The sequence below is a fragment of the Actinomadura sp. KC216 genome, assembly GCF_004348535.1.
Classification (GTDB): domain Bacteria; phylum Actinomycetota; class Actinomycetes; order Streptosporangiales; family Streptosporangiaceae; genus Spirillospora.
This window is the reverse complement of record NZ_SMJX01000402.1, coordinates 1-6,719: the sequence shown is the minus strand read 5'-3', so window position 1 is coordinate 6,719 and position 6,719 is coordinate 1. Positions and strand designations below refer to the sequence as shown.

Sequence of the window (6,719 nt, the reverse complement as noted above, 5' to 3'; positions counted from 1 at the left end):
CGCAGTACGAGGTCGTCGACGGCGAACAGGGTGCACTGGAAGTGCACTCCCAGGACGGCTGACACGCCGCGCCGCAGGTCAGAGCCCTATCGGGACGTCCCGCGTTCAGTTCAGGATGTTCTGCCGGACGACGAGCCACACGTTGACCGCGCCGGTCGCGAAGCCGAGCAGCTCCGCCCACGTGGTGGGGACGGAACCGAGATGGAAGGCGGGTTCGAGCAGCGGACCGAGCGGGACGTTCACCGACATGCCCGTCATCGTCACATATCGTCAAAGAGACGACAAGGGGTCAGGTGGTCTCGACCAGGACGATCGGCTCCGTGGTCGGTCGCGCCGAGCCGCCCGCCGGCTCGACCGTGACGCCCAGCTTGTCCGCCGGACGCCACGTCCCCGCCACGACCGCCCGGGTCCCGTCGGCCGGGAGCAGGCCCGCCGGCCGCGCGCCGTTCCCGTCGATCAGCCACAGCTGGTACGCCCGCGCGGACGGCAGCCCAGGCAGCCCCGAGGAAGCGACGACGACCCGGCCGCGGGAGGCGGACGCGACGATCGTCACCGTCCCGCCGCCCCGGGCGATGCCGGTCGCCGACCGCGCGTCGGGCGCGGACAGCACGGACGCCACGTCGCGGTACGCGTCCTCGGCCTGCTCCACGCGCTGCCGTTCCCGGACCGCCTCCGCGACGGAGACCGCCGTCACCAGGCATGCCGCGGCCGCGAGCCCCGCGACGGCGGCGCGCCGCCACCGCCTGGACCGGATCGGCTCGACCCGGGCGCGCGCCTCGCTCTGGGTGTCCGGGGGACGGTTCGGCGCGTCCGGTCCCTGGAGTGTCATGTCCGGCCGCTGGTTCGGCGCGTCCGGCGGCTGGGCCGGGGCGTCCGGCGGCAGGCCCGGGGTGACCGGCGGGAGCTGCCGGACCCGCCGGATGTCCGCCAGCACCCGGCCGCGCAGCCGCGGCGGCGGCGCCTCCGCGACCGCCACGCCGAGCCGCGCCGCCGTCGCCCGGAACTCGGAGAGCTCGGCCGCGCAGGTCTCGCACCCGGCGAGATGCGACTCGAACAGCCGCCGCTCCTCCGCGTCGTCGATCGCGTCCAGCGCGTACGCGCCGGCGAGGGCGTGCACGTCCTCCCTCATCGCTCCACCCCCAGGCAGTCGCGCAGGCGGACGATGCCGTCGCGCATCCGGGTCCGCACCGTGTTCAGCGGGGCCCCGGTCAGTTCGGCGACTTCACGGTACGTGTGCCCGCCGTAGTAGGCGAGCGTCACCGACTCGCGTTGCAGCCGCGTCAGCGCGTCCAGGCAGCGGCGCACCCGCTCGTGCTCCATCCGCGTCTCGACCCGCTCGCCCACCGGATCGGGCGCGGCGCCGGGGCCGTGCCGCGCGGCCCGCGCCTCCCGCTCGCCCGCGGACTGCTCGCGCCGCACCCGGTCCACGGCCCTGCGGTGCGCGATCGTCATGATCCAGGCCATGGCGGAGCCGCGCCCCGGGTCGTAGCGGGCCGCGGACCGCCACACCTCGATCATGACCTCCTGCGTCACCTCCTCGGCCATCGCCGGATCCCGGACGATCCGCCGCGCGAGGCCGTGCACCGGTGCCGCCACCACGTCGTACAGCTGCTCGAACGCGCGCTCGTCGCCGCGCGCCGTCCGGCCGAGGAGCGCGTCGGCGTCATGACCGGGCACGGTGCCGTTGTCCGGCGGTCTCGTCCCTGTCGCCATGCCGCGCTCCTCTCCCTGACCGTCCTCCAGCCCCCGCCCACCGCCGTTCAACGGACGAGCTCCGCTCGACCGTCTGCCCGTCCGGTACTTCGCGTCCGGAGCCGTCCTGGATGATGAGCGTTCACAGAACGAGACTGCGCAGCGTGAGCCCGACCCCGAGGACGACGACGGTCGCGGACGTCCCGATAGGCATCATTCCGGACGGAAGCCGCGCGCGCTTGGCCAGAATGCGCCGCCCGGCGAGCCCGGCCAGGACGCGCCGCGCGAGGACGCGACCGGAACCGGCGACGAGCAGGCCCACCGTCACGAGCGCGGCGGCCAGGCCGAGCCCGTAGGCGAGGACGAGGACGATCCCGAACCACATCCGCCCGATGGCCGCGCCGCCGACCAGCACCACGACCGCGGACGGGCTCGGGACCATGCCGCCCGCCAGCCCCAGCAGCACCACCCCGCCGCGCCGCGACCCGCGATGATCGTGCCCGTGCTCGTCGGAGTTCCCGTGGCGGTGCCCGTCCCCGTGGCTATGCCCGTGGCCATGCCCGTGGCCATGCCCGTGGCCATGCCCATGCCCATGCCCGTGGCCGTGTCCGTGGCCGTGTCCATGTCCGTGGCGGTTGTGCAGGGCGCGGCGTAGGAGGAGGGCTCCGGCCGCTGTGACGAGGACGCCACCGGCCGCGCCGAGCCAGGGGAACAGCGCGTCGGGTGCGAGGAGCGTTCCGGTCGTCACGAGCAGCCCGAGGACGAGGACGCCCGCGGTGTGCGTGGCCGTGACGGTGAGGCCCAGGGTGAGGATGTCCCGGGTCCGGTTCCGGCTCTCGCCGATCGCGTGCGCCGCCATGATCGTCTTGCCGTGCCCGGGGGCGAGCGCGTGCAGCGCGCCGAGCACCAGCGCGACCAGGAAGGCGAGGGCGGCGAAGCCGGGCGTGAGGTCGTGCCGCGCGACCAGGGACGTGAACCGCTGGGTGAGCCCGTCCGCGCCGCGCGGCAGCAGCCGCTCGGCCCCGCCGCCGGATCCGCCGCCGGATCCGCCGCCGGGCCCGGACGCCGCGAGCGGCGGGCCGCCCGCGCGCGCCGTGAGGGTCGCCGTCCGCTGGTCGAGCGGCGAGGCGAGCATGTCCTCCGGGTAGCTGGTGAGCCGTCCGCTGCGGGACGTCTCCGGCACGTCGGACGCGGACAGCGTCATCCGGTCGCCCCGCGCCGTGATCTCCCGCCAGCCGACCCGGCCGTCCGCCGCGCCGCCGTCCCGGAACGAGATCGTGCCGGGTCCGGCGGGCGCGGTGATCCGGCATTCCGTCCGCAGCGTCGGCAGCCCCGCCTGGCCCTTCGGTGCCGTGGCGGACGCCGATGCGACGGTCGCGGTCACGGCCCGCCCGTTCACCGTGACGCGGAACGACGCGGCCGCGCGCCCGCAGACCCCGTCCGCCCAGGCGCCGAGTTCCGTGACGGACGGACGGCCGTCACCATCGGTCTCCACCTGCGGAAGGGCCTGCGCGGCCGGAATCTCGGCGAGGTCCTCGACATGGTCGATCCGCAGTTCGTGCGGGGCCACGACCAGCCCGTCGTAGTGGTTCACGCTGAAGTTGCCCAGCGGGTGCGCGGCGACCAGCCCGGCCGCGAGCGCGAAGGCGATCATGATGCGTCCTCCAGGTCACGGCTCCCGCCCGGCCGCGTGCCGAGCGCCTTCTCGATCGCGCGCAGGTGGGCGCGGAACTGCGGGCGGCGGTATCCCGTCGCCGTCGCCTGGCGGGCGTAGGGGAGCGCCTCCTCGTCGCGCCCGTTGACGTGCAGGGCCCAGGCGAGCGCGTCGGCCGCGTGGACGCTGCACTGCCGCACCTTCCGGCCCGGGCGCGGGGCGGGGCAGCGGCGGTCGTATTCGGCCCGCGCCGCGCGCAGCGCCGCCTTCGGGTCACCGTGATCGGACTCGAACAGCGCCGTCTCCAGGTCGGCGTCGACGCCGTTGGCCCTGGCGATCCGGGCCCACGCCGCCGCGACCGCGTACTGCCGTTTCGCCTCGTCCGGGCGTCCCGCCGACTCCAGCAGCTCCCCGTACCCGGCCAGGTACTCCGGCAGCGGCAGCCGCCGGACGATCTCCGCCCGGTCCGCGAGCGCCCCCTTCACGTCGCCGCGCGCCGCGCGGACGCGGGCCTGCCCGTCGAGGGCGGGCAGGTGACCGGGCGACACCCGCAGCGCTTCGGCGTACTCGCGCCCGGCCCGGTCGAGGTCGCCGCCGTTCCAGGCGAGCTCCCCGAGCTGGGTCGCGATGTAGGCGCGGTCGCCGGGCTCGATGGCGGACTCGCGGGCCAGGTCCAGCACCCGCCGCGCCTCCCGGACCTCCCCGCGCAGCTCCCGCACGTACGCGAGCCGCGTGAAGATCGGGATGCCGGGGCGTCGGGCGTCCGCGCGCAGCGCCGCCGCCAGAGCGTCGTCGTAGCGGCCGAGCTCGACGAGCGCGTCCACCCGGACGGCCGCCGCCCGCTCCCCGTACGGGTTCGCCTCCAGCGCGCGGTCGGCGTGGCGCAGCGCGCCGTGGAAGTCGTGCCGGGCCGCCGCCAGCGCGCCCAGCCCGGCGAGCGCCGTGTCGTTGCCGGGGGCCTCCCGCAGCGAGCGCCGCAGGACGCCCTCGGCCTTCGGGTAGTACGTGGTGTCGCCGGTCACCCGGGCCTTCTCCACGTACGCGAACCCGAGCGCCGCCCACCCGGCGGCGTCGCGCGGCTGCGCGCGGAGATGCTTCTGCAGCGCCGCGACGTTCGCGGACGCCGACCCCGAGGCCGAGGCCGGGGCCCCGGCCACCGCGGCCCCGGTCGTGGCGGACGTGTCGGAGGAGCGGACGGGGGCGACCGCCGATCCGAACGTCAGCACCGCGACCAGCCCGGCGGCCGAGACCCCGGCGATGAGCGGACGGCGCATCAGACCTCGAGCCGTCCGGTGACGGGACGCCGGCGCCGCCACCACAGCAGCCCGCCCGTCAGCATGAACGCCGCACCGCCGGCCAGCGCCGCCGCGGGCAGCGCACCGGCCAGCGCGGAACCGTCGTCCTCGTCGGCGACGCGCTCGGACGCGCCCGCGTTGAGGAAGCTCATCGGCTTTCCGTCCGCGCCCGTACGGGCGGCCCCGCCGGACGCCTTGGCGGGGGTGCGGCCGCGGGCGTCGGTCCCGGACCTGGGCTGCGCCACGTACGGGAACGCCTTCTCGAACGGGAGGTCGTTGGCGTTGACGGCGTCGCCGAGGTCGTTCTTGCTGCCGAGCAGCTCGCCCTCGGCGACCTGGAGGATGATGTCGGTGACGTCGTCGGTGAGCCGCCGCCCGTTCGGGAAGCCCTGGTTGTCGCCGTTCAGCACGGCGAGCCGGTCCGGCTTCGGCGTCGGCCTGATCGAGGTGTTGAGCCGCAGCAGCTCGGCCGGCCGCACGTTCTTCGGCTGGTTCAGCCCCGGCACGCCGGTCAGGAACGCCTGGACGAGGTCCTTGCGCGGCGTCGCCGGCGCCGGGATCTTGTAGAGCTGCTCGATCAGCCTCGGCACCTCGGGATCGAGGACGAACTGCGCGAACTGCGCGTCCGCCCACGGGTTGGACGCGTTGAACGTGTCCTTCTTCCCGCGCGGGATGACGACCTCGTTCACCAGCGAGGCACCGAGCCGGGAGACCTGCGTGTAGTCGCCCGAGGCGGTCTGCCGCTGCACGGTCGAGTACACGCCGATCACCGGATCCTGGGCCGTGACCAGGTCCTTCGTCGGCACCTGGACGGCCAGCGTGTTCACGTTGTAGCCGCTGACGGTGTCGTCGCCGACCTCCGAGAGGTTCCCCCCGAACAGCAGGTTGAAGATCTGCAGGTCGATGAAGAAGGAGTCGTCGGCCTGGCCGGCGAACGCGGTGGACCCGTTGCCGAGCGGCCTGATCGCCTGCTGGCGCAGCACCGGGTAGTTCGGCATGGACGCCTTGCCCACGTTGGACGGCGCCACGGGCGCGTTGTCGGCGAGCTTGCTGACGCGGGTCACCTTGCCGTCGGTCTGCCGGATCAGCGTCAGGTCGTAGGTCTGGGTGAAGTTGAGGTCGGGGTCGTCCAGGCTCGTCACCGGCCCGGTGTTGTAGAGGAAGGTGTTCCCGTTCTTCAGGAAGTCGTTGAACTCGAACCGGTAGATCAGGTCCGGCTGCGCGTCGCCGTTGTTGTCGATGTTGAAGTCGTAGCGGGCGTCCCGCGCGAACTTGTAGAAGTTGGGCCCGCCCGCCGGGTCCTCGAAGGGGATGAAGTTGGCGATCAGCGTTGTCGTGTCCGGCTTGTCGGGACTGACGAACGCGTACACGTCGGTGTTGTCGTACTGCGGCTGCCCCGAGATGAGCGGCGCCTCGCGGTGGCTGGACGCCTCGCCCGGCTCCGGCGCCAGCCCGAGGAGCCCGCTGGTGACCAGCAGCCCTCCGGCGGCGACCAGCGCGGCGACGCGCGTCCTGAGCGGATGGATTGTCGGCATTCTGCATTCCCCTACCGGTGTCCGGATGCCGTCGCGGCGGCGCCGTTCCGTGGCGCTGGGCTTGGTATGCCGCGGCGCCGGATCGACCGGTTCCTTCGCCATGCCCGCAACTACTTCGCGGCCGCCCGGGGATCTGATTGCCGCTGTCCTCTTACGGTCATCGCCGAACACATCGGGAGACGCCCCGCCCGCGCCGTCACCTGGGGCGCGGCCCCGGCGGGCGCGGGCGGGCGCCGGGGGTCACCGGGATTTGGCCGCCGGGCGGTGGGGTTTCAGCTGGGGCGGAACCCGCCCGGTGATGATCTCTTCGGCCAGCAGGCGGCCGATGAGGGGGCCGAGGATGATCCCGCTGTGCGTGACGGCCTCGTAGTAGCCGGGGAGCCCGGGGACGCCGCCGATGCTCGGATAGCCGCCCTGCGGGAGGACGCGCTGCCCCGTCCGCACGAGGACGCCGGTGGCCGCGGCCAGGCCGGGGAGGATCCGGACGGCCCGGGACACGAGGTCGCCGGTGAGGTCGCGCGCGTCCCGGCCGCCGGCGAGGGC

General features: G+C 74.7%; 6 protein-coding genes and 1 pseudogene. All 7 read right to left on the bottom strand.

From position 1 onward, the window contains the following. Positions 1-105: 105 nt before the first annotated feature. The gene (locus tag E1264_RS38390; protein WP_207936796.1) at positions 106-249 is read right to left on the bottom strand and encodes a hypothetical protein; all 144 of its coding nucleotides are present in this window, start codon (positions 247-249) and stop codon (positions 106-108) included. Positions 250-289: 40 nt separating this feature from the next. Beyond that, on the bottom strand, positions 290-1,129 hold the full coding sequence (locus E1264_RS38385; RefSeq protein WP_132181790.1) for an anti-sigma factor: 840 nt from the start codon (positions 1,127-1,129) through the stop codon (positions 290-292). Continuing rightward, on the bottom strand, positions 1,126-1,713 hold the full coding sequence (gene sigK / locus E1264_RS38380; protein WP_132181788.1) for an ECF RNA polymerase sigma factor SigK: 588 nt from the start codon (positions 1,711-1,713) through the stop codon (positions 1,126-1,128). The genes E1264_RS38385 and sigK overlap by 4 nt, the downstream gene beginning before the upstream one ends. 121 nt (positions 1,714-1,834) lie before the next feature. Beyond that, entirely contained in the window at positions 1,835-3,346 is a 1,512-nt protein-coding gene (locus E1264_RS38375; RefSeq protein WP_132181786.1) for a nickel transporter, read from the bottom strand. Next, entirely contained in the window at positions 3,343-4,620 is a 1,278-nt protein-coding gene (locus tag E1264_RS38370; protein ID WP_132181784.1) for a hypothetical protein, read from the bottom strand. Before E1264_RS38370 ends, E1264_RS38375 begins: the two co-directional genes overlap by 4 nt. Next, positions 4,620-6,176 carry a DUF4331 domain-containing protein gene (locus tag E1264_RS38365; protein ID WP_132181782.1) on the bottom strand — a complete coding sequence of 519 codons (1,557 nt, stop codon included), beginning with the start codon at positions 6,174-6,176 and terminating at the stop codon, positions 4,620-4,622. Before E1264_RS38365 ends, E1264_RS38370 begins: the two co-directional genes overlap by 1 nt. 240 nt (positions 6,177-6,416) lie before the next feature. Beyond that, a pseudogene (locus E1264_RS44135) lies at positions 6,417-6,719 on the bottom strand (FAD-binding oxidoreductase); the annotation flags it as partial.